General features: G+C 43.2%; 1 pseudogene. It reads left to right on the top strand.

The annotated features are described in order from the left end of the window. Positions 1–614: pseudogene (locus C5469_RS23015) on the top strand (DUF637 domain-containing protein); the annotation flags it as partial.

The raw sequence follows: 614 nt of genomic DNA, 5'->3' as shown, positions 1-614 counted from the left end.
AGAATCCAGTCATTATGAGAAAACAGAAACAAGTCGTAACTGGTATGGCAAGAAGAAAACCCATAAACGCACCCGTCATGATGTCACCAACAAAGTCACTGAATTTATCGCTGGTGGTGATATTAACCTGTTAAGCCGGGATGACAGCACTTACGAAGCCAGCAAAATTGCCACCAATAAAAATGCCAAATTGACCAGCACTCACGGTAAAGTCAATTTTAAAGCAGTAAAAAATACTACCTTTGAACAGACTATTACCCACTCAAAAGGCTTTTATATCAAACATAGGGATAAAGGTTATACCAAAGATACGTGGGTTCTTCCTGCTATTCATATTGGCGGAAAACTGACAGTAGAAGCGGCTAACGGTGTCAGCGCGGATATCAAAGCAAAAAATGGTCAGTCATTACAAAATGTCTTAGCCGTATTGGGGAATACACCGGAGACCGCCTGGCTGAAAGGACTCAATGACAATAAAGATATCCAGTGGAATTTGGTCAAGGATGCTTATAACAGTTGGGATCATAAGAGCCAGCATTTAAATCCGGTGGTTTCTGCGGTGATTGCTATTGCAGCGGCGGCGGCAACAGCCGGCAGCTCTCTGGTAGCATCTG

The sequence above is a fragment of the Photorhabdus cinerea genome (genome assembly GCF_011189575.1).
GTDB classification, from domain to species: Bacteria; Pseudomonadota; Gammaproteobacteria; order Enterobacterales; family Enterobacteriaceae; genus Photorhabdus; species Photorhabdus cinerea.
Note: the sequence above shows the minus strand (reverse complement) of the source record. Positions and strands in the feature narration are given on the sequence as shown.